We start from the raw sequence: 21050 nt of genomic DNA on the forward strand, positions 1-21050 counted from the left end.
TTTTTAAACCCGACTTTCAGCGTTCAGGCAAGGCGGTTTTGGCATTCAACTATGCCGTGCTTGACTTTTGGCCGGCCGCTTTCAAGCCCGAATAGGCCTGCCGAAGGAAAATTCCGCTTGCTTTCAGCAGTTTCCTCCGCCGTCAAACTGCTTCCAGTTCGCGCCATTGCAGTAGCATGGCTCGTTGAGGCTGTTGTCTGCATAGACACTGCCTTCCGCGCCAGCATTGCACGTGCCCGGCGCGTCGGTCGGCGTCAATTTCATCACGCCTGAAATTTCAAGCTTTTGGGTTGGGTTTGCCGTGCCGATTCCGACGTTGCCGCTTGTGTTGATGCGCAGTGTGTCAGTCTGCCTCCATGTGTCGCGTATGGCGAATGAGCCGTCGTTGGTGACTGCGCCGGTGTCTGGTGCATTGCCGCCGGGGCCATTGGTTCGTCCGGCACCGATGGACCAGAACCTGCTTCCTTCGGCTATGTACATTTGTCCGCCTATCGTGAGCTTGGCTTTGGGAGTGTAACCGATTCCGACGTTGCCGCTTGTGTTGATGCGCAGTGCGTCAGTCTGCCTCCATGTGTCGCGTATGGCGAATGAGCCGCTGTTGTCTATGGCGCCGGTGTCCGTGGCATTTCCGCCCGGGCCGTTGGTGCGTCCGGTGCCTATAGACCAGAACCTGTTTCCTTCGGCTATGTACATCTGTCCGCCTACCGTGAGCTTGGCTTTGGGAGTGTAACCGATTCCGACGTTGCCGTTAACAAAGAGGCTGCCGTCGGTTCTCAGCGTGTTCGCCGCCGAGCGATAGAGTTTTGTGTCCGTGCCGAAGAGCAGTCCTGCGGCCGTGCTTGCCGTTGGAAGCTGGAGCTGTCCCGCGGAAGTCAAAGCCATTTTCACGCCATCATACGCGCCCGCGTCGGTATAATGGTGGATGTTAAGCGCATCAGACGCCGAATTGTAGGCAAACCCCCATTTCAATGCGGATAAATTAGTATTGTAAAATTCAAATCCCGCATTCGTTGCGGCGGGAACATTGAACCGAAGTCCTGCGCCGTATATCAGGCCATCGGTTGCCAGGGAATCTGCCGCAAAAATGCTGCCCTCGGTTTTCAGGGTGTTCGGCGCGGAACGGTATAGCCTGACATCCGTGTCGTTGAGGCTTGCCGCGCTGATTGCACTGAGGCTTGAAGGCGTTTTTGTCCTTGGAGACATTTCCGCGTCGTTGTCAATGGATATTCCGAGCCAGTGTTCCTGCGAAAAATCGATTGCCTTGAGCGAATTCGCGTCGCCGAGCATTGCGGAAAAATATCCGTCGCTCACGCTGATTGTCTGGGTTTCACGCCACAGCAATGAGCCTGCGGATGGCTGGGAATAGATTGAAAATGCTACGGAATGGCTTCCCGAAACCGGGTTTCCGAGAACGTCCAAAAGCCTTCCGTTGAACGGAATGGACGAGTTTGATGCGTTCACCGGCAGCAAGAGCGCCAGGAACAGTATTCCAATCCAGACAATTTGCTTCATTTTTCATGCCTCCATAAAAGCCAATAAATCATTCATAAGCATTCTCATGTTTTTGCCTGCTCTTCCCCCACTGAAACAACCGGCAGATCGTACACCGCCGGCTGGGCCCTGAAATTGTCGAAGTATGCGTTGCCGCTTCCGTTGTAGCCCCTTGCCCCTATCCTCGCGATTGTTTTCGCGGAAACGGTTTGGTTCAACAGCGAAGCCAAAAGGCTTGTTCCTGTCTCGTTCCAGATGAAATAATTCATGCTTGTCCCGCCGTTCGCATAATCCATTGCAGCAAGGTAGTTCGTGTTTGCGCTTGGCATGTTTCCGCCGTCATTCATGTTCGCCCAATTCCCGCCGGTATTAGCCAAAAATTTGTTGTCGCCTATTCCAAGGCATCTCATGCACAGCGCGGTATCGCTTGCGCCCATTAGGTCGACAAGCGAGCCGTTGGAAATGCCGTCAGCCTGGATGGCGTAAGAATACCTGTGCCGTTTGCCGTCAGGCATGCTTGGAATGCTTTGCTTGTACGCATTTGACGAGTTCTGCAAATTTGCGGAATACGCGCCGGAAATTTTCTGGATCGCGGTTATGGAGCCGTCGCCCAGAGTCCAGTCGCTTACGTAGGCGTCCTCGAAGTCAAGCCAGTACGAGTAAATTTTTCGCATGTCGGACGGCGGGCTTGAAGCCGAGGGATTGCCGTAATAGATTGCGAGCACGCCGTCGTAATTGGTGTTTGCCTGCCATGCGGACTTCAATTGCACCACGACTTTTGTGCTTGCGGTATTGCATCCGGCAACTTGCCTGTCAAGCTCGATGTGCAGGTTTTCGTCGTACACGCGCAAATCGTCGCAGCCCGTCTGCATCTTTCCCGCCGCCACAAGGCTTTGCGTGTCAAGCGTTATCTCCTCTTGCATCGTGGTTTCGCTCAAGTCCGAAAAGGTGTAGTTTGCGTCCAAGGCTTCCGATTTCACAGAGACAAAAATCGGCTTTTTATAAGAATAGGCGGCGTTTTCCCATCCGCTGTAAACGCCCCTGAACGTTTGCAGTACAACGCTGAACGGCGCGAGCAAAAAGCTCTGGCTCGACACCTGCGGCATGGAACCGCCCACCGAAAAGCTGAGCGAAAAATTCGGGCTTCCAGCAATATGCTCAAAGCCCCTTTCAACGCTTGGCGGCGGCTTTGGCGGCGCAACATATCTGCCAGTATGCCCTGTGTCATGGCCGAACATTGGCCAAGGCATGTTCGCCGCGTTGTAGTCGCCGTCAAGGTCCCAGGCATAGATTGAGCCGCGGTGCTTGGATTCCTGGTTGAAAAAATCGTAGTCGTCCTTGTATCCTGCGATAAGCTCGACTTTTCCGTCATTGTCAATGTCGTCGACAATCGGTGCGGGGCTGTACCTTATGGATTTTTCAGGATACGTGCCGACCGGATGTTTTTGGCCCTCAATGCCTTTGGGAAATCCGTTCACACTGCTTCCGTCCGTGTTCCACGCGTAAATTCCGCCGTGGCTTTCCTTGTTGGGCTGGAACGCATTGCCCGCTGAAACCAGTATTTCAGGCGCATTGTCGGAATCAATGTCCGCCATTATCACGCCGTAATTTGCGTTCCAGTTGATTTCCTGCGGCCAGCCTGAAACCGTTTCGCCGTTTGCGCGCAGCAAATGCGTTTTCGGCTGCCCCGCATAATAATTATAATTGCTTGTTGCGGCGATTTCCAGGAAACCATCATGGTCAATGTCCCCCAACGCGGGGGTTGCCTCAAAGGACAATCCTTTCAGCACGGGCCAGCCCGGAACAAGGCTTCCGTTTGCATCGAAAGCGTATATGCCGCCATAATCTGTACTGTAATTGTACCATTCGCCCGCGTTTCTGCCCATCGCACCGACAACTATTTCCAAATTGCCGTCATTATCAATATCTCCAACTGATGGCGATGCGAATATTGCGCTTGGTATGCTGACAGGCCAACCGTCCACGACCGAGCCGTCCATGTTGTAAACGTAAATGGCGCCCGAATCAGAGTATTCGCTGTCGCCGGTTTGCTGTGCCGAAACTATTTCCAGTTCAGGATCATCATCAAAGTTTCCGACCGCAGGATAAGATTGGATTTTTGCGACGTTGCCCGCAAAAGGGTTCTGCGGCAAATCCCATGACGCGCGAATCGTGCCATTGCCGTCTATGACAAGCATCTGTTCTGTTCCACCAACGCCTACATTTCCTTCAGGCCAGTTTCCCTTGACTATTATCTCGTCCGCGCCGTCATTGTCAAGATCGGCAAGCGTTATCGTATATTTATAATCTGTAGGCAATGGGATGTAATAATTGCCTGAAGACTGCCAAAATTTAAGGTCACCTACATTATTAAGTACGGACAGATAGCTGTTTGAGGCAACCACGATTTCCTTGTTTCCGTCCCCATCAATGTCGCCTATTGTCGGGATTGTCTGCGGGTAATCGTAAACATATCCCGACCACAACAAGGAACCATCATTTTTGAATGCTAGAATTTGAGCATTATCGACATAAGCAGTGATTATTTCCTTGTTTCCGTCATTCGTCAAATCCGCAACAACCGGTTCGAACAAGCCGCCGACAATGTACACGTCCCAAGGCGCATAATAATACCAGCCGTATTTGACAGGCCATCCTTTTTTCAGTGTCGGGTCCAGATAAACGTGGAAAATGTTTTCGTCGACGTTTCCCTGTGGCCTTTCAAGCGTGATTTTCATGTCGTACCATCCTGAAAGGCCCGAAGTGTCCCAAGTCGCCAACGTGCCATTTTCAACAGGCTGCAGGCCATTGTTTGCAAGCGAAATGCCTGAATTGGACCACGTGGCATTCGGGTCCGTGGCGAAATTGAAATCGGGGCTTGCCGCGAATTCTATCGTGTAGCCGTTGAAATTTCCGAGAACACTGCCGTTTATGTCAATAACATCGCCCGCCCTGAAAATGTCGTTGTTCAGCGGGCTTGTTGTTTTGATGTTGTTCACAGTGAAGCCGCCGTATTCGGTTGTCTGTTGCCCATTTGCGTTTACGACCAATTTCAAGCCATAATCGCCGTTTACTGTATTCGCCGCGTCAAAATCGAACGTGCAGAGCAGGCCTTCCTCCGGAACCTGGCTTGAGCCGTTGCAGATTGTCTGCCACGGATCTGTTTCGTTTAAGTGGTAGTAAAGCGTGTACCCGCTGAAATTGTCGCCTGTCGCCGTGCCAAGAATGTTTGCAGTCGTGTCATTCAATGGCTGAAACGAATGTATTTCCGCGATCGGGGGCGCTCCGCTCAGCGATGCCGCAGCAAGAACGTCAATTCTTCCGTGGCCCTGAGTGTTCATCGGTTCGCCGATGTCAACGGCGGTATTCTGCAGCGCCATTTTAATTTCATCCGGCGACCAGCCAGGGTATTTTTGTTTTAAAAGTGCGGCGGCACCCGCTACAACGGGCGCTGAAGCGCTTGTGCCGCTGAAGGAACTATGTTTGCCGTCGTTAAAATAAGGAATACAATTATATGGCCCCCCGTCACCCGACCATTTTGCCACACAAATATTCACGCCTACTGCCACAACGTCAGGTTTGACAAGATATTGATCGTAGCCATTCGAGTCAATCCATTTCACGGGCCCCCTTGATGAAAACGACGCAATTTCATCGTCTTTCCATGTTGCGCCGGCTGAAATGATCTTTCGACCCATCCCTGGGCTTGTCATTGATTCAGGGGAAGACCCGGCATTTCCTGCTGAAACAACCGCTACAACTCCTGCCCTGACTATATTATCGAATGCCTGGTTTTGCGTGTCATCGGGGTTTCCATTGCCCCCGAAACTATAATTTACCACGTCCAAATGGTCATCGAAGTTTCCGTCATTGTCCGGGTCAAGCGCCCAGTCAAGGGCTTCTATGACATCGCTCAAATATGCGCTGCCCTGGCTGTTCCCGACCTTTAGCGCGTAAAGTGTTGCGTCGCGCGCGACACCATTTAAGTCATAGCTTTCGTATCCCCCGTTTCCGGCGACAACAGATGCGACCAGCGTTCCATGCCCCTGGTCATCCATCGGGTCGTTATCCTCGTTAACAAAATCGTATCCGCCAGCGACCTTTGCGCACAAGCCGTCCGTAAACTGCTGGGTCGTGCAGTTCCCGAAATCGTCGTGCGTGTAATCGATGCCCGTGTCCATTATTCCGACCTTCACGCCTTTTCCCGTAATGCATTCCTTTCCGCTGGACGCGCATTGCCCGCCATCAATGTCAAGTGCCCAAACGTCATCCGCGTTGATTATTGGAATGGTTTGAAAAAGCTGCATCTGGCTTTTCGTGTTCGGCGTGACAGATTTCACTCCGGGCAAATCCAGAATTTTTTCCGCGTCCTCTTGTGAAATGTCCAGTGCGATGCCGTTGAATGTTTTCGAGTATTCGCCTAAAATTGCGAGCGTCGGCGTGCCAAGGGTGCTTTGCGCGCTGATTTCCGCCAGGGTTTTTGGGGTTTCGCTGTTTTTGCTTAACGCGTTCAAAATGCCCGTTTTTGCCTGTTCGTGCTGGGATTCGATTTTTTGCGCGTGCAGTCTGAGTTCCGCCCCGATATCGGTTGTCCTGGCGCTTGCGGCGTTAAAAATTTCCGGATTTTCCGACGCGGTCGCATTGGCAAAAAGCTCTTCGGCGTTTTCGTTCGCTTCCTTCAGTTCCGCATACTTCACTGCCAGCGGCGCCTCGTAGAATTCGACAATGAATCCGTTTGCGCCTTCAATGTTTTCATTCGGCCCCGGGCCGCCTGATTCCTGGCGCAAGGCAAAACCTGCGCCAGTAAGCGTATCCTGATTCGGATTTGCATCCGGAAAATCCGGTTCCTGTCCCTGTGCAACCACCGGGTTTGGCACGGCAAAGGCCAAGAAAAGAAAGAAAAGAACGAAACAAGGTAACAAGGTTCTTTTCAGGCTTGAGGCCATCCGATGCAATATATGCGTAAAACGTCAATAAAAATGTTGTGACCATCCACAATTTCGTCTATTGACGAAGCGAAATTTCTGCCGGTTTTGGTCAGGCGGTTTGCACCAATTCTTTGGCAAACCCGATCGCTTTTTGCACGTCTTTTATGTCGGGCTTCGCTGAAACCGGCTTGTTCGGGAACCTTGGCTTTATGCCTTCAAGCTGGCCCAGATGATAGTTGACTGTCGCATCCGGATCCTTCAAAAGGTTGCCCGTGAGTATGCCGACAACAATTTCATCGGGCTTTATGATTCCCTTTTCGACCAGTTTTTTCGCGCCCGCAACAGAGCAGGCGGAAGCGGGTTCGCAGCCGATTCCGGTTGCGTCAACCATTGCCTTTGCATCCATGATTTCCTGGTCGGACACCTCTTCTACAACGCCTTTGCTGTGCCTGACTTCGCGCAAGGATTTTTTCCACGAAACGGGGTTGCCGATTTTGATTGCGGTCGCAATTGTTTTCGGGTCTTTTATGGGCGTGAGGTTTTCGCCGTTTTCCGACCAGAGCCTGTAAAACGGGTTCGAGCCGTGCGCCTGCACTACCGCAAGCCTTGGCACTTTGGCTGTCAGGCCCAATTCTTCGAGTTCGCGGAATCCCTTGCCGATTGCGGAAGAATTGCCGAGGTTTCCGCCTGGAACCACAACCCAGTCAGGAATTTCCCAGTTCATCTGCTGGCAAAGCTCGAAGGCAATTGATTTCTGGCCTTCTATGCGGTAAGGGTTTATGGAATTGACGACGTAAAGGCCGAGTTCTTTTGCGTTTTCCAGCAGGAAGTTAAGCGCTTCGTCGAAATTGCCGTCGATCTGCACGGTTTTGATGCCGTAAGCGAGGGCCTGCGACAGTTTGCCGTACGCAATGTTGCCTTTGGGCACGAAAATGACGCCTTTGAGGCTTTCCGCCGCGGCATACGCCGCCAATGAAGCCGAAGTGTTGCCTGTTGACGCGCACGCAATCGCCTTTATGCCCAAAAAGTTTGCATGCGATACCGCGACGGTCATGCCGTTGTCCTTGAAACTGCCGGTCGGGTTTTCTCCCTGCGCTTTCAGGAAAAAATTTTTGAGGCCGACGTAATGCCTCACCTGTTCGCCGAAATGAATGCTTGTGTTGCCTTCAAGAATGGAAATGACCTTGTCGTCGGGAATGAGCGGGTGGATTATTTCCTTGTAGCGCCAGACGCCCGAACCGTAAGGATATGCCTTGCTGCCGACGCGCTTTTCAAACAGTTCCCTTGAAACAACCTCTTTTGCGGCTTCCAGGTCGTGCACAACGTCAAGCAATCCCTTGCAGTCGCATTCGCACCTTTCTTCCGTTGCGGGATATTCCTTTCCGCAGTCAAAGCATTTGAGGACCATTTCCATCAGTTTCGCACCCAGAAAGATTGGCATTAAAAAAACTTAAACCTATCATTTCACCGTGGCTCTTGTCGGTTGCGGGCGGAACTGTCACGGCGGTTTCTCTGTTGCCTGCCCTTTCCGGCTTGCCGGTGATAATAGCCTCCCGCGCCTGCGACATTTTCAGACGTGGAAAGGCCGCTTTCAATGCGCGCATGTTCAATTGGCAGGCCAAGGCCGTGAACAAGGTGTTCCAAATTCCTTGGCACGCAAACCTCTTCGGTTTCCCCGAAGGCCATGATTCGGAGATCCTTTGAATCGAAGCCGAAGCCGTTCTTCTGCAACGCTTCCTTTACATGCCGCGGGTTAAGCTGGATGCCTGCAGGCAAAACAACGAGCCTGTCGCCAAGCTGGGCCTTTGCAAATTCGAGGAGCCTTGAAGACCTTTTTTGCGCATCGCTTCCCGGAATGTATTCAAACGGCAGAATCACAAGCATGGCGGCATGATTTTCCCTTATCCGCATTATGCGCCGCCCCCAAAGGGCGTTTATTGCCGACCATCCGCGCTTCACCCGCCTTAATGCGCGCCTGTCTTCCCGCGCCAGCACGCCAAGCCAGTCCTGGTGGGAATTTTCAAGTGTTGTTGGTTCGTTGGTGAGATTCCATGCGGTGCCGACATGATATTCGGGGTGGACCAGAAGGTGTATTTCGCTTATTTGCCGCAACGGCACACGCCCGGGCTGTTGGCTCATAAAACCGCCGCGCCCTTCGCATTCATCTTTGAAACAACCGCGCCGCTTTCCATGCCGTTTTTGTAAAACGCCTCTTGCATGGCCTTCGCCGCGCGTTCCGCAACCGCCTTGTTTTCCGCAACGCAGAAAACGCTTGGCCCCGCCCCTGAAATGCTGCAACCAAGCGCGCCCGCTTCAAGCGCGGATTTTTTCACGTCGTAAAAGCCTGGAATGAGGGAAGCGCGGCGCGGTTCGACTACCGCATCATTGACTGCCTCGCCGAAAAGATTAATGTTTTGCGTGTGAAGCGCGTGCACCATCAAGGCGGTGTTCGCCCAATTGGAAATCGCCTCGTTCAATGGAATCTCTTTCGGCAAGACAGCCCTCGCTTTTTTTGTCGGCAGCTCGAAGTCAGGCGTGGCAACCGAAAAGAACGCGTTTTCAAGGCAGCCGATTTTCACTGCGGAAAGCGGGGAATAGCTTTTCACCAAGACAAATCCGCCGAGAAGCGAGGGCGCGACATTGTCTGCGTGGAAACCGGAAACAGCTTCTTCCGCTTTCGCGCAGGCAAAAACCATTTCCTCGCGTTTGAGTTTGTTGCCGAACAGCGCGTTGACCGCTACTGCCGCCGCCACGGCTGATGCGCCGGAACTTCCGAGGCCGCTGCCCAAAGGCATGTTTTTTTCAAGCGAAATTTCAATGCCAACATCATTCAAGCCGAGCTGTTCGAGGACAAGCCTTGCGGCAATGCCGGCAGTATTCCTGTTCACGTCTTTCGCAAGCCTGCCATTGTCGCCTTTGATGGCTGAGATGCGGACGCCTTTTTCGCTTGTGCGTTTTGCCTCGACAAAGTCGCCGGGCCTTTCAAGGCATAAGCCGAAAACGTCGAAGCCCGGGCCGGCGTTTGCAATCGTTGCCGGCGCGAAAGCCCTTGCCTTGTCCATGCAACAAGGGTATACAATAATGTTTTAATTTTTGCCGACGCCACCAATTATAACTGAAATCTTGTAATTATAGCTGAAATATCTTCGGAACTGCCAGTGCATGCCCTTTGTTTTGCATGTCTCCTGGCCTGTGGTGTTTTTGGATGGAATTGTCTGAAAAAATCGTTTTGCAGAAGGGCACTGAGCGCCTGAAACGCGGCTTTGCAAGGATGTGCAAGGGCGGCGTTATAATGGATGTTACAACTGGAGCGCAGGCGGAAATCGCGGAAAAAGCCGGCGCGGTTGCAGTGATGGCGTTGGAAGCGGTTCCTGCTGACATCCGGGCAAAGGGCGGGGTTGCGAGAATGGCTTCCCCTGAAAAGGTCGCCGAAATAATTTCCGCCGTGACAATTCCGGTCATGGCGAAGTGCAGGATCGGGCATTTTGCCGAAGCGCAGGTTTTGGAATCGCTTGGCGTCGACATGGTTGACGAAAGCGAAGTCCTCACGCCGGCGGACGAGGAAAGCCATATTGACAAGAAAAAGTTTGGTGTTCCATTCGTGTGCGGCTGCCGCAACATTGGTGAGGCTTTGAGGCGCATTGACGAGGGCGCGTCAATGATTCGCACCAAAGGCGAGCCTGGAACCGGAAATGTAGTGGAGGCAGTACGGCATTTGAAGCTTGTGAACCGGGAAATCGCGGAACTGAAAGAATTGTCCGGTGCGGAACTCAAAAGGAAGGCGAAGGAACTGCGCGTTCCGGTTGAGCTTGTGAAGGAAACGAAAAAGCTTGGCAGGCTGCCCGTCGTGAATTTTGCGGCCGGCGGCATTGCAACGCCGGCTGACGCGAGCCTCATGATGCAGTTGAAGGCTGACGGCATTTTTGTCGGCAGCGGAATCTTCAAGTCCTCGGACCCGGAAAAATTTGCCAAGGCGATTGTCGCGGCAACCCTCAACTTTTCTGACGCAAAAAAGGTTGCCGACGCGTCCCGCGGATTGGGCGAGGCCATGAAAGGCGAGGAAATTTCGCGGCTTGGCCTGAGAATGCAGGACAGGAGCACCTGAACGTTTTTCCGGGCTTTTTTGGTTTTTTGCCCGCAGGAACCTATTGGCTTTTTGGAAAGTGATTTTGTGCCGGAACCTAAAATTGCCGTCATCGGCGTGCAGGGCGCGGTCGAAGAGCACATCGATTGCCTGAACGCCTGCAATTCAAACGCAATCTGGGCCAGAAACGTTTCGGATCTTGAAGGCATTTCCGGCGCAATCATTCCGGGCGGCGAGTCGACCACAATCAACAAGCTCATGCTCGCAGGCGGAATGCATGCCAGATTGAAGGAAATGGCTTTGAATGGAATGCCGTTGCTCGGCACGTGCGCCGGCGCAATCCTTTTGGCGAAAGAGGGGGATTCGCAAACGCAAAAGACCGGCCAGGCATTGCTTGGCCTGATGGATTTCAAGGTCAACAGGAACGCTTTCGGCAGGCAGGCCGACAGCTTTGAAGCGAAAGTTCGGGTTCCGGAAATAGGAAAGCCGGATTTTCCAGGCGTGTTCATCCGCGCGCCCGCGGTCGAAGGCATTTCCGGCAGGGCGGAGGCGTTTGCAACGCTTGAAGGAAAGCCTGCCGGCGTGAGGCAGGGCAAAATGATTGCATTGGCATTCCACCCGGAGCTTTCAGGCGACCTGCGCATCCACTCGTTTTTCTGCGGGCTCGCCAAAAAATTCGCACAGGCCGATGGCAATGCCCGTGAAGCCAAAAATTTATAATAGGGGTTAATCGTATTCTTTTAGGTTTGCGTGTTGTCCAAAGCCGTTTATTTCAGCCAGCTTGCCGGCAAGGCCGTCAGCGACTCCAAGGGAAGGGCCATTGGCACGCTTAAAGACCTGGTCATGGTTGACGGCGAGCTGACCGCGCCCATTGTAGCGCTGGTCGTGAAATCAAACGGTTCAAGGAAAAAGATTCCATGGAAATTCGTTGAAAGCGTTGAACGGCAGGTTTTCCTTGAGGCCGAAAAGGACGGCGTGGAATTCGGGGATGTCGCCGAAACCGACCTTCTTGTCAATGAGGTTGTGATGGACCGCCAGATAATCGACGTGAACGGCGTGAAAATCCTGAAGGTCAATGACGTTTTGCTGTCAAAGTCCGGCGACCGGCTCGAGATAATAAGCGTTGATGTGGGGGCGGCGGGTTTTCTTCGCAGGCTCGGCATAAAGGCTTTTCCGCGCATTTTCGGCGGAAAAATCATTGGCGATTTTTTGATTCCGTGGAAGCATGTCGCGCCGCTTGAATTGAGTTCGGTTTCAAACATAAAGGTGAATGTCGAGGGCACAAAGCTCAACGAAGTGCATCCCGCGGACCTTGCTGATCTGCTCGAAGAGATGTCGCACAGCGAGCGCGCAATCGTTTTCAAGGCCATAAAGGACGAGCAGGCCGCCGATACGCTTGCCGAAGCCGCGCCGGACGTTGCAAAGTCGCTGTTCAAGTCCCTGACCCAGGCGAGAATCGCGCAAATTCTCAAAAAAATGGAGCCGGATGAGGCTGTTGATGTGCTGAGCCTTTTTCCGCATGAAACAGTTCTGAAAATCCTCAAGTCAATGGCCCCGGAAGAAGCCGCAAAGCTTTTGGGCCTGCTCTCTTTTCCGGATGAGGCCGCGGGTTCGCTCATGAACCCGAATGTGCTGTCCCTTGACAAGGATTTGACTGCGAAAAAGGCCATTTCAGTGCTTAGAACGAAAATGAGGGGCCTTGACAGGGCATATTACATTTATGTTGTGGACAAGAACAACAGGCTTTGCGGGATAACCTCGCTGAGGCGCCTGATAATAGCCGACCCTGACAGGAAACTTGGCGATTTCATGGGAAAGCGCGCCTATCGCGTCAAAACTTCGACGCCGGTCGAGAACATAACAAAGATAATCAACAAGTACGACCTCTTGTCCCTGCCTGTAGTTGACGACCAGAACCGGCTTGTCGGCGCGATAGCGATTGACGATGTCTTCGAGGAAATCGTGCCCGCAAGCCTGAAAAAAAGGCGTTATACTCACGTCCACGTCGGATGATTTTTTTTGTCGGCTGAAGGCTTTTTTTGGTGGCATCATGCCCGGATTTGACTGGAAAAAGATTGCGTTGCTGTTGGCGATTGTCGGCCCCGGCATAATCACTGCCGCTGTCGACAACGACGCGCCCGGCATTGCAACCTATTCGGTTGCCGGCGCAAACTTCGGCTTTTCATTCATGTGGACGCTTATTCCGATTGCGGTTATACTGATTATAATCCAGGAAATGAGCGCCAGGCTTGCGATTGTCACGGGAAAGGGCCTCGGCGACCTTATACGGGAGCAGTTCGGCCTCAAGCTGACTTTTTTCCTTATGCTCGGCCTTGTGCTCACGAACATTGCTAATACCATTGCACAGTTTGCTGGCATCAGCGCGTCCGCGGAAATTTTCGGTGTGAGCAAGTATGTCGCCGTTCCGCTTGCCGCGATTTTCGTCTGGATTCTCATAACCAAAGGCACTTACAAGTCGGTTGAAAAGGCGTTCCTGCTTGCAACCGTTTTTTACCTGACATATGTCGTGGTCGGCCTGACTGCAAAGCCGGACTGGAATGCCATAGTGCCGACGCTTTTCCAGCCGCAAATGCGGTTTGACATGGATTTCCTGCTCATGCTTACCGCGCTCGTCGGCACAACGATTGCGCCGTGGATGCAGTTTTACATCATGGCTGCGATTGTCGAAAAGGGAATCAGGAAGGAGGACCTGAAGTACACGAAGATTGACGTCGTGGCGGGCAGCATTATCACGCTCATAATCGCATTTTTCATCATAATGGTTACTGCAGTCGTCCTGCACTCCAACGGCATGAGGGTTGAAACAGCGGAGGATGCGGCCATGGCCCTTGCGCCTGTTGCAGGGGAATACGCTTCAAGGCTTTTTGCTTTCGGACTGCTTTCCGCCTCGCTTTTTGCCGCTGCGATTCTGCCTCTCGCCACGGCATTCTACCTGTCGGAGGCTTTCGGCTGGGAGCACGGCGTCGACAAGAAGTTTTCCGAGGCACCGTATTTTTACACGGCTTTCACTGCGACCATCGCGGTTAGCGCGCTTGTCATTATGCTGCCGGGCATACCGTTGATACCGCTCATGGTGGCATCGCAGGCAATGAACGGGCTGCTTCTGCCGGCAGTCCTGATCCTGATGCTGTTGCTTGTCAATGACAGGAAACTCATGGGCCCGTATGCCAATTCATGGAAGTCAAACCTTGTTGCGGGCCTGTGTTCGGCAATGCTCGTGCTCATGTCATTGTTCCTTGCCGCAAGCGTTTTTTTCAGGTGACTCCAAAAGCCGGGGAAAGGTTTTTTACCGGTTGCACAGCAGATCATATCTATGGCATCCGACTACGCTTTTTATTTGCAGTTGTTCGCATTGGCAATAGCTTTCCTTGCGGGATTTTTTATCGGAAGGCTGTCTATGGCGGTGCAGGTCGCCTCATTGAGGTCGGCGGCAAAACCCGGCAAGTGACCTCAGTCTTTTTGAAGGGTTTTTGTCACTGCCCAGTCCACAAGGTCCTCGGCAACGCCGAGCAGATGGCTTTTTATCCTCGCCTTGCCGTGGCCCTTCATGCCGGTCGCGTGGATTTCCGGCAGGCCATCCACAAGGTCTATGAATTGTGCGGCGCGCTCGACGTTCAGGCCGGTTTTTTCGCTCCCGGTTTCCTCAAACATTCCTTTCAGGCAGTCTATGACCGGCAGCAGCTGCCCAAGGTATTTCCTGTCGGATTTTTCAAGCAGGATTATGTGGTCGGCGGCGCTTTCAAGATTTTTGGAAACGCGTGAAATATAATGCAGGTCAATGGCCCTTATTTTCTGCTGCTGGCTGTCGGAAAGCGAGGAAATTATCGCCTTTTCTATCAGCACCTTTTTCCTGTCGATTTCCTCCTCGTGCTTTTCGATTATGTTCCGGTCGAAGCCTCCGGTCATAACCAAAACCATCGTCCTTATGCGCTGCACCATTGTGCGGAGCGTTGCAAGCGGGCTTTCAATGGTTATTGTCGACTCGCATGAAACCGAATTTTTTCCGATTTCAATGAGCTCTATGCCGAAAAGCCCTTTTTTTGAAAGCAGGCCTTCAAGCTTCGGCGGATTCCTGATTCGTATCCTGAAAGATTTCGCGGGGTTGACATAGCAGGCCATGACGAGCTTTTCAAGCGCGCCGATGCTGCATTTTTCCAGGTTTATTGAGATGCTGCGTGAAGGCCGTTCCGCGGCGCCAGAACTGATGATCAGCGAGCCGTCGGCCGATTCCTCGGCGGCTATTTTGGATGAAGCCCCCACGCCATGCTTCCTGCACCACGCCGTGGGCAGGTAAACATAGAACATGTTGCCGCTTTTCTGGACATTCCGGACCGGCATGAAAACCTAAATAGTTGCTAAATGTTAGCATTTATAATATTAGTTCCGTCTGGTTTTTGGCCTTTTTCCCGGCCCGGCGGACCCGTTCGTGCCCCCGACCACCACTTTGTCCACGAGCTTTTCGCGTTTTTCCTCTTCCCTTGCCGCCTGTTCGGGCATGGACTGGTGCGAATAGAAAACGCCCGCGCTCGTCGTGATATTGGTGAAAATTATTATCAGGAAAACAAGCTGGCTTATTTCCTGTGCATGGCCGTTGACATCAACGCCGATTGAAAGCGGATATGTCGCCAGCACCGCGGCGGCGAGGCCGCGCGCCATCAGCGACACTATCACGGTTTTGTCGGCTTCCAGCTGCCTGTTCAAAAAGATCAGAACCTTCGCCGCAATGAGCCTTGCCGAGCCGATGAGCACGACAAGGAATGCCGCAGCCAGCAGGGAAAATACCGTGAATGAGTTCAGGTCGGTTATTATGCCGAGATAGATGAAAAAGAACGTTTTAACGAAAAACGCTATTTCGGACTGGAAAAGCTTTATGTTGGCGTCGATTTCGATTTCCCGCATTTTGAGGAAGCCCATTATTTCCTTTGAATTGCCGAGGACCATGCCGAAGACCAGCGCCGCGACCGCGCCGTTTCCCTTGGCGTATTCAACGACAACGTAAATGGCGAAAAGGGTTGCGATTGTCAGCAGGTACTGGTATTCCTTTATGCTGCCATTGAAATCGCGCAGTATTTTCAGCCATGCTATGCCGGATACGGCGCCGACAAAGCCGGCTATCGCGAACGCCCCGAGAATAGACTGCATGACCACCTGGAAATCAATGCTCTTTGACACAATTATCTGGATAATCGTTATCGCGGCAATCACGCACAGAGCATCCGTTATGGTTGATTCAAGAGCCAGCATTGTCTTTGTTTCGTCCCTTGCAGTGGTTTTTTTCACTATTGGCACGATTATCGTGGAGCATGTGCCGCCTATTATCGCGCCGACAAGCAGGCCCACAAGTATGGGCCAGCCAAGGACGAAAAAGAATGCCGCGACAAACAGGAGCGTGATGACAAACGTCATGATGGTGAAAAGGGTTGCCCGGCTTATTTCCCTGAGGACATTCTGGAAATTCAGGTGAAGGCCGCCCTCAAAAAGCATTATTATGAGCGCCAGGGATGCGAAAAACGGCGTGATGTCGCGAAGGAAGGATATTGTTGCCTGGTCAAAAATGTTCAGCACCGGGCCCGCAAGCAGCCCTATTGCCAAAAGCAGTATGAAATCCGATACCCTGGTCCGTTTGAAAATTATCTGCCCGAAAAAACCCGAAAGGATTATTATCGAAATGAAAAGGAACGAAGTTATGACATCAACCATGCGAATCTCTCCGGGCAATATCTAATAGTGGTTCCAGGATTAAAATTTTCTGGTTAAAGCGGCTCCAACTGCATTTCCTTTGCCGTCCGGCCAGGCCCTACAATCACTTCCGAAACAAGCCCGTTTTTGCTGTCTGCATTCACGGGAACCCCGGATTTCTGGCGCGAATTCAGGTAAAACACCCCGGCCATCGCGACGACATTTGTCAGGATTATTGCGATGAAAGTCAGGCGGATTATGGCAGGGCCGAATTCCCCCAAATCGACTCCGGCGGAAACTACGTATGTTGCCAGCACGGCAGTGGCGAGGCCGCGCGCCATCAGCGACACTATCGCAGTCTTGTCCGCCTGCAGTTCCCTGTTGAACCGGGCAACAACCTCTGTCGCGGCAACCCTCGCCAGCACCAGGAACACGACGATTGAAACGCCGAGGGCAATCAAAAGCGGCGTAAACTCGCCGGGGTCGATTATTATTCCAAGGTAGACGAAAAAAAACGTTTTGATGAAAAACGCTATTTCGGACTGGAAAAGCTTTATGTTGGCATCAATCACTGTTTCCTTCATGCCCAATGCGGCGGTTATTTCCCTGGAATTGCCGAGAATCAGGCCAAAAACCAAAACCGCTATCGGGCCGTTGCCCTTGGCGTATTCTGCAAAGAAATAGAGGACGAAAAGAACTGAAATTGTCAGCAGATACTGGTATGGTTTCACTGTTTCCCTGTGGTCGCGCAGTATTTTCAGCCAAAAAATGCCTGCATAGGCGCCGAGAAACGCGGCAACCGCGAAAGCCGCAAGTATTCCCTGGAATATGCCCTGCACGTCAAGGCTCCTTGAAACCATTATCTCCAGTATGGCTATCGCCGAAACAAGGCAGAATGCGTCGTTTATAGTGGACTCCAGAAAAATCATAGTCTTTGTTTCATTGGATGCGCGCAGGCCCTTCAGCATCGGAATTATTATTTCCGCGCTCGTTCCCCCGAGCACCGCGCCAACCAGAAGGCTCACAAGCAGAGGCCAGCCGAAAGCCGACAGTATGCCGGCGACCAAAAAAAGCGTGAAAACGAAAACAAGGAAAGTGAAAAGCGTCGCCCTGCCTATTTCGCGCAGAACCTGCCTGAAGTTGAGGCCCATGCCGCCTTCAAACAGCATGAAAATCAGCGCGAGAGAGGCGAAAAACGGCGCAATGCCCCTCAAAAAGATTACTGTCGCATTGTCAAAAAAATGGAGCACGGGGCCGAGCAGAAGGCCGATTGCCATGAGCAGGAGAAAGTCCGAAATGCCGGTCCGCCGGAAAAACGCCTGGGCAAAAAAACCCGAAAAAATCACCAATGCGAGGAAAAAGAACGCGGTTAAAACGTCGGTCATTCCATACCAGCCTCAAATCAGCGCTGTTTGCCCGTAAACGAACAGGGCGACAAACGCAATATACCCCAAAATCAGCAGGACGCCTTCCCTTTTTCCGAAGCTTCGCTTTACCTGCAGGAAATACAGCAGGCTGATGTTCGCTATCACCGAAAACACTATGAGACGCATGTAATTCGAGACCGCGTAAACCGGCGCTATCAGCAGGGATATTCCCAAAACAAGCGAGAGATTGACTATGCAGCTTCCTATGACATTGCCCACCGCCAGAGAATAATGTTTTTCCCTGACCGAGAGTATGCTGATGGAAAGTTCCGGCAGGGTTGTGCCGACTGCAATCAGCGTTGCGCCGATGAGCGTCTGGGAAAGGCCGGCAATTTTTGAAATTTCAATCGTGGAATTCACCGCAATCTGGGCGCCCAGTATGACCGCCGCTGTCGAGACCGTGAACAGCAAAAGCTCCTTCGGAAGGCCGCGGCCATGGAATTTTTTGGGTTCCTCGACCTCGATTTTGTGCTTTTTCGTAAGCGTGGTGAAAACGTAAAACAGGAAAATTATTATGAAAAAAATGCCCGTCCACCTTCCCGGATTATACAGCAGAAGAAGCAGGGACATAAGCGACGTTCCCAGCAGGATGAGCGTGAGATTGCGCAGGGTTTCGGGGTTTATCACAATCGTGGCAAAAATCGCGGTTGCGCCCAGGACAAGGGCAACGTCTGCAATGTTGGCGCCGAAAACTGTTCCGAATGCGAGGTCGGAACCGTGATTGACCGACGCAATCACGGAAACGACAAGTTCCGGAAGCGATGTTGAAAGCGAAACCAGCAGGAAGCCAATCGTAAGCTCGCTCACGTGTATCCGCGCGGCTAGCTGTACGGCATACTTTATGACAAACTGCGATGCCTTGTAGATTACCGCAAGCGAGCCGGCGAGCAGCAGCAGGTTCAAAATCAGTGGGCTTAAGGGCATTTTAACCGCCATGCGTTCTGGTCTTTTATTTTAAGTGTTTTGTGATTAATAATGTTTCTTGCAATGCAGCCCGAAAAGCCACATGGAAGCATGCGCGCAGCCCCTGCCATGCAGGTGCCGCGGCGTTTTCTTTCCGCAAACATGGAATTCGCTCTCGTTCTGGCGTTCTTCGCGGTTTTCGCCCTGCTGTTCTTCAAGCCGACAATTTCATCGGGCGACCCGTACGGCTACTTTGCCGTTCTGCAGGGCATTGCAAGGGATGGAACGCTTGATTTTCAAAAACAGCACGATTTTGCGCAATCCATGGGCCAGACTACCTTGCAATTCAACGAAACCACGAAAAAATTCGTTTCAAAGTTTGCCTTCGGCTGGCCGCTCATTGCCCTGCCAGCCTACCTTGTCGCATTGTTCCTTTCAAACTTCTGGATTTTCCATGTCAAGGATGCGTTTTTCATGCAAACCGCTGGCGCCCTGCTAGTGGAACAGCTTGCAGTGACGCTCACAACGCTTGCATTGTTTTTCTCGACCCTGCTGCTGGTTTATCTTTCGCTCAAAAAACTGGGCTTCGGAAAAAGGCTGTCCGCATTCTCGGTTTTTGCCGCGGGCATTTCAACGCCGATCCTGCTGTATTACTCTTTCCTCGCAAGCTCGCCGCACGTTGCAGAGGCGTTCCTGTTTTCGCTCGTGATTTTCATTTCGGTTTCAGGAAAACTCGAAGCCAAGAAGCCGGCAATGCTGTCGGGATTTTTTCTTGGCCTGCTCGCCGCAGTAAGGTATCCGGGCATTCTTTGCGCGGCATTCTTTTTAGGTGAAAAACCCAAAACCCTTGCAAGAATTTTTTTGGGCGCAGTGCCCATGCTCCTGCTCCTTGCATTGTACCAGCAGGCGCAGTTCGGAAGCATTTTTTCCACGGGCTACACTTCGGACCCGGCAGGCTTTTCCGCATTTCCCGCCTTCGCCATTCCGATGATTTTTGACAGGGATTTCGGAATACTGTTCTGGTCGCCCATGCTCCTGTTCGGGTTTGCGGGCCTGTTCTTGCTTGAAGACAAGAACATTGCAAAAAAACTGCTCGCGTCATTTCTGGCAGTCTTCCTGTTTTACGCCTTTTGGCCGAGCTGGAACGCTGGCTGGAGCTACGGCAACAGGTTCCTGGTCGTGCTGTTTCCCGCCATCGCAATAGGCATTGCCGCCCTGCTGAAAAAATATTCAAAAATGCGTTCCGTTGTCTGCCTGCTGTGCATTTATTCCCTGCTTGTTGCACTGCTTTTCATCGCCTCAAGCGGGCACATCGAGCCGAACTTCTTTTCACGCCAGGCGGATTTCTGGTTTGCGCAGGGAAAAATCTTGAGCCTGCCGCAGATGCTGTTCGAAAAGCTCAGCGTTGTGCGGTTCTTTCTGGAAAAATAGCGTTGCCTTGAAAAATTACTTGCTTATGGCATTCTGCCTCAGCAGATGGTCTGCCAGAACAATTGCAACCATTGCCTCTGCAATAGGCCCGGCGCGCGGCGCAACGCACGGGTCGTGCCTGCCGAGAACTGAGATTTTTGCGTTCCTTCCCATGTCGTCGACTGTCGACTGCGCTTTTGCAATCGAGGACGGCGGCTTTACCACAAACCTCAAAACAATGTCCTGCCCGGTTGAAATGCCGCCGAGAATGCCGCCGGCATTGTTGGACTTGAATGAAACCTTTCCGCCTTTCATTTCAATCGCGTCGTTGCATTCGCTGCCCTTAAGCCTTGCGGCCCCGAAGCCCACGCCAATTTCCACGCCTTTCACGGCAGGCAAGGACATTATGGCTTTTGCCAGTTCCGCTTCAAGCTTGTCGAAGACCGGCTCGCCCAGCCCTGCGGGCGGCTTTTTCACCACGACTTCGATTATTCCGCCGACGCTGTCGCCCTCAGCCTTTGCCTTCACAATCGCGCGTTCCATGGCCTTTGCGGCTTTCCTGTCAGCACAACGCACAATGTTTTTTTCAATTTCTTTTTCCGAAAAAGATTTTGCGCGGACGCCCGCAATTTCCATTGTGTGCGAAATTATCCTTGTGCCGCGGGATGCGAGGATTTTTTTCGCTATCGCGCCGGCTGCGACCCTTGCAACGGTTTCGCGCGCGGAAGCCCTTCCCCCGCCCCTGTAATCCCGTATCCCGAATTTCTGCGAGTAAGTCAGGTCGGCATGGCCCGGCCTGAACAGGTTTTTCGTTTCCTCGTATTTTGAGGAATCAACATCAAGGTTTTCGATTACCAGCGCTATGGGCGTGCCAATGGTTTTGCCCCGGAAAACCCCTGAAAGGATTTTCATCCGGTCCGGCTCTTTTCTGGGCGTCGTTACTCTGCTCTGGCCGGGCCTGCGCCGGTCGAGTTCCTTCTGAATGTCCGCTTCGCTTACGCTTATCTTCGGCGGGCAGCCGTCGACTATGACGCCCAAAGCAGTGCCATGGCTCTCCCCAAAAGTCGTTATCCTGAAAAGTTGTCCGAAAGAATTTCCCGCCATAAA

The 21050-nt window shown here is 52.4% G+C and carries 15 protein-coding genes; 5 read left to right on the plus strand and 10 right to left on the minus strand.

What is annotated here, in order from left to right; genetic code table 11:
* Positions 1–123 precede the first annotated feature (123 nt).
* From HY394_03185 to HY394_03205, 5 genes are all read right to left on the minus strand, one after another.
* On the minus strand, positions 124–1512 hold the full coding sequence (locus HY394_03185) for a hypothetical protein (protein ID MBI4053015.1): 1389 nt from the start codon (positions 1510–1512) through the stop codon (positions 124–126).
* Between the two features lie 44 nt (positions 1513–1556).
* Complete coding sequence (locus tag HY394_03190; protein ID MBI4053016.1) at positions 1557–6278, minus strand: S8 family serine peptidase; 4722 nt, start codon at positions 6276–6278, stop codon at positions 1557–1559.
* Between the two features lie 250 nt (positions 6279–6528).
* Positions 6529–7827 (minus strand): threonine synthase, encoded by a 1299-nt coding sequence (locus HY394_03195; GenBank protein ID MBI4053017.1) that lies wholly within the window; start codon positions 7825–7827, stop codon positions 6529–6531.
* A gap of 56 nt (positions 7828–7883) precedes the next feature.
* The gene (locus tag HY394_03200) at positions 7884–8558 is read right to left on the minus strand and encodes a hypothetical protein (GenBank protein ID MBI4053018.1); all 675 of its coding nucleotides are present in this window, start codon (positions 8556–8558) and stop codon (positions 7884–7886) included.
* Positions 8555–9481, minus strand: coding sequence for a homoserine kinase (locus HY394_03205; GenBank protein ID MBI4053019.1), 927 nt, complete (start codon positions 9479–9481; stop codon positions 8555–8557). The genes HY394_03200 and HY394_03205 overlap by 4 nt, the downstream gene beginning before the upstream one ends.
* Before the next feature lie 143 nt (positions 9482–9624).
* Between HY394_03205 and pdxS the strand changes: the two genes are divergently transcribed.
* The 4 genes from pdxS to HY394_03225 all read left to right on the plus strand — a co-directional run bounded on the left by pdxS (position 9625) and on the right by HY394_03225 (position 13786).
* A complete protein-coding gene (pdxS, locus tag HY394_03210; protein ID MBI4053020.1) occupies positions 9625–10524 on the plus strand; it encodes a pyridoxal 5'-phosphate synthase lyase subunit PdxS in 900 nt (299 codons plus the stop codon).
* A gap of 66 nt (positions 10525–10590) precedes the next feature.
* Positions 10591–11223, plus strand: a complete 633-nt coding sequence (gene pdxT / locus HY394_03215; protein MBI4053021.1) for a pyridoxal 5'-phosphate synthase glutaminase subunit PdxT — start codon at positions 10591–10593, stop codon at positions 11221–11223.
* A gap of 33 nt (positions 11224–11256) precedes the next feature.
* Positions 11257–12516 carry a magnesium transporter gene (locus HY394_03220; GenBank protein ID MBI4053022.1) on the plus strand — a complete coding sequence of 420 codons (1260 nt, stop codon included), beginning with the start codon at positions 11257–11259 and terminating at the stop codon, positions 12514–12516.
* Between the two features lie 37 nt (positions 12517–12553).
* Positions 12554–13786 carry an Nramp family divalent metal transporter gene (locus tag HY394_03225; protein MBI4053023.1) on the plus strand — a complete coding sequence of 411 codons (1233 nt, stop codon included), beginning with the start codon at positions 12554–12556 and terminating at the stop codon, positions 13784–13786.
* A 188-nt stretch (positions 13787–13974) separates the two neighbouring features.
* On the opposite strand, the gene HY394_03230 is transcribed toward HY394_03225, so the two are convergent.
* The 4 genes from HY394_03230 to HY394_03245 are packed head-to-tail and all read right to left on the minus strand — an operon-like array spanning position 13975 to position 18554.
* The gene (locus HY394_03230; GenBank protein MBI4053024.1) at positions 13975–14862 is read right to left on the minus strand and encodes a hypothetical protein; all 888 of its coding nucleotides are present in this window, start codon (positions 14860–14862) and stop codon (positions 13975–13977) included.
* 39 nt (positions 14863–14901) lie between these two features.
* Positions 14902–16224 carry a cation:proton antiporter gene (locus tag HY394_03235; protein MBI4053025.1) on the minus strand — a complete coding sequence of 441 codons (1323 nt, stop codon included), beginning with the start codon at positions 16222–16224 and terminating at the stop codon, positions 14902–14904.
* 53 nt (positions 16225–16277) lie between these two features.
* Positions 16278–17588 carry a cation:proton antiporter gene (locus HY394_03240; protein MBI4053026.1) on the minus strand — a complete coding sequence of 437 codons (1311 nt, stop codon included), beginning with the start codon at positions 17586–17588 and terminating at the stop codon, positions 16278–16280.
* Positions 17589–17600: 12 nt separating this feature from the next.
* Positions 17601–18554, minus strand: a complete 954-nt coding sequence (locus HY394_03245) for a sodium:calcium antiporter (GenBank protein MBI4053027.1) — start codon at positions 18552–18554, stop codon at positions 17601–17603.
* Positions 18555–18617: 63 nt separating this feature from the next.
* On the opposite strand from HY394_03245, the gene HY394_03250 reads away from it, so the two are divergent.
* On the plus strand, positions 18618–19964 hold the full coding sequence (locus HY394_03250; GenBank protein ID MBI4053028.1) for a hypothetical protein: 1347 nt from the start codon (positions 18618–18620) through the stop codon (positions 19962–19964).
* A gap of 15 nt (positions 19965–19979) precedes the next feature.
* On the opposite strand, the gene aroC is transcribed toward HY394_03250, so the two are convergent.
* Positions 19980–21047, minus strand: coding sequence for a chorismate synthase (gene aroC, locus HY394_03255; protein MBI4053029.1), 1068 nt, complete (start codon positions 21045–21047; stop codon positions 19980–19982).
* Between the last annotated feature and the right edge of the window lie 3 nt (positions 21048–21050).

It is taken from the genome of Candidatus Diapherotrites archaeon (assembly GCA_016205145.1).
Lineage (GTDB): Archaea > Iainarchaeota > Iainarchaeia > Iainarchaeales > JACQJH01 > JACQJH01.